Here is a 2,362-nt window from a genome sequence, read left to right as displayed (position 1 = left end):
GGGTATGACAACCGAAACCGGCTGAAGGGTGTAGGTCCAGCTATGGCCGACTGGGATGCAAGTTATGATTATAAGAAAAATAATTTGTTATCCAACGTAACCCAGCGTAACGGAATCGCATGGAGCTACGCATTCGATGGTGCCAATTTGCTGAATCTTACGCAAACAAGGTATGGTGCGTCTGTGAATTCGTACGGATATACGTACGATAATAACGGAAACCAGACAAGCAAAAACGAGAACGACCAAGGGAATACGTTCTCCTACGATAAGCTTGACCGGATCGAAAAATCCAGTCAATTTAATGAAGCTTATACGTACGATACCCGCGGCAACCGTCAAACGATGCAGAGCAGCAAGAGCATCGATATGAGCGGAGCCGGTTACCGATATGATGATCGCAACCGACTCGCTCAAGTGACAACCGATGATGGCAAGAACGTCTCCTATCGTTATAATGGGGATGGGATGCTCTACGAGCGGACGGAGAATGGACAGACGACGCGCTATTACTATGACGGAGCGAATATGATTGCAGAGGGAACGGTCAGCAACGGCACCGTGACGATGAAAGCAAGATATATCCGTGGTGGTAGCGGCTTAGTAGCCCGTCAAGATGCTAGCGGCACCAAAACATTCTACCTTCACAACGGTCATGGAGATGTTGTAGGATTAGCGGACGGTAATGGCAATGTCATTAACCGGTATACTTATGACATCTGGGGGAATCCGCTCAGTACGTCGGAGCAAGTACTGCAGCCATTCCGATACAGCGGGGAGTTCTGGGACAGCAGTACGAATTTGCAGTATCTGCGCGCCAGATGGTATGATCCGAGTGTCGGCAGATTTATAAATGAGGATACGTATGAAGGGGATATAAGCAATCCGCTGAGTTTGAATCTTTATACGTATGTGCATAATAATCCATTAACCCGTACTGACCCGAGTGGAAATGCGTACATAAGCTATAACCAGGCTACTTACCTTGCAAATAGAGGGGCAACGAGTGCGGGGAATTATGATTGGGCAGTAAATTATGTAATGCAGAATTCATTCTTAGATAAAAATGAAGCTAAGTACCTTTTAAACACAGCTTTGAAAGATGACGGAGATGGCGCTTGGGCAAAAAAGAGGATACAAAATGAATCAAGAGCTGACTGGGTTCTAAGTGTAAACCGTTCAATCGCTAAAAATATCGAGAATTCTTCTGAAGAAGTACAATTTATGGGTGAAGTGGGACCAATCTTGGGTGGCATGGGACCCGGTGTGGGTAATATTGGTGCTGGCGCGAAAACTGGAGGAAAAAGTAAGAATAATATGAAATACGATCCTGAGGCTACTGGAGAGCACTCAACGTATAAACGTGACGCTAATACTGGGGAAATTACTAATTGGCAACTATGGAATAAGTCTGACCCTAGAAATCCGAATCCATTCTCTCCAGGAAAAAGATACGATAGCCAAGGAGCAGGTCATTATAATAAACAAACTGGCGAGATGGTTGACACACCACATGTTAATGACCCGAGTGTTCCGGGTGGTGTAAGAAAGCCTTACCCTTGGGAGATTCCTGGAAAACCATAATAAAGAGGTGTTTTATTTGAGTAATATAGAATGGCTACAGCGGTGGTATTCTGAACAATGTGATGGTGACTGGGAGCATGGATTTGGAATTAAGATTGATACAATTGATAATCCAGGATGGTACTTACAGGTAGATTTAACGGATACCCCTTTGTTAACAAAGGGATTTAAAGATTTAAAAATTGAACGGAATGAAGATGACTGGCTTAGTTGTAAGGTCAAGAATGATACATTTATCGGTGTAGGTGGTCCTTTAAATTTAAATGAAATTTTAAGAATCTTTAGAGAGTGGGCTATGAATTAAATAGAAATCATTTGTTAACCATGACGTGACTAGCTCTTGCGTTATGGTTTTTCTTTTACCCTCTTCCTTGGTTATGTTCGAGTCTCAACAACAGGGCAAGCGAGAGATGGTTACAGCTTGTCGTATCAACGGGAAGAAATCGAAGCGCATTGTCAGCAGCAAGGATGGAACCTGCTTCATGTGTTTGTGGACGAAGGTATCAGCGGTGCAAAAGTAGACGAGAATGCTTTGGAAGTAGACCGAGAAGGATTTCAGAATATGCTCTCCCTCCTCTCTACTCGTTCTATCGCTCATGTTGTCGTTCTGAACACAAACCGCCTGTGGAGAAGCGACATCGTTAAAGTTTTGGTTCATCGTGAATTTAAGAAATTCAACGTTGACGTAAAATCTATTGAACAGCCGACATACAGCATTTATAAGAAAGATCCTTCGGATTTCTTGATCAATGGCTTAATGGAACTATTGGACGCCTAT

3 protein-coding genes are annotated in these 2,362 nt (G+C 43.4%); all 3 read left to right on the top strand.

Translation table 11 applies throughout. The features are described from left to right. The coding region (locus PEL01S_RS34100; RefSeq protein WP_304363379.1) for an RHS repeat domain-containing protein at nt 1-1,584 on the top strand (1,584 nt) is incomplete at its 5' end. Between the two features lie 16 nt (nt 1,585-1,600). Beyond that, nucleotides 1,601-1,888 carry an immunity 53 family protein gene (locus PEL01S_RS34095; RefSeq protein ID WP_127463364.1) on the top strand — a complete coding sequence of 96 codons (288 nt, stop codon included), beginning with the start codon at nt 1,601-1,603 and terminating at the stop codon, nt 1,886-1,888. A 36-nt stretch (nt 1,889-1,924) separates the two neighbouring features. Continuing rightward, nucleotides 1,925-2,362: recombinase family protein (locus tag PEL01S_RS34090; protein WP_164824384.1), on the top strand; the 438-nt coding region annotated here is incomplete at its 3' end.

It is taken from the genome of Paenibacillus elgii NBRC 100335 (genome assembly GCF_004000865.1).
Lineage (GTDB): Bacteria > Bacillota > Bacilli > Paenibacillales > NBRC-103111 > Paenibacillus_G > Paenibacillus_G elgii.
This window is presented reverse-complemented; position numbering and strand designations above follow the sequence as displayed.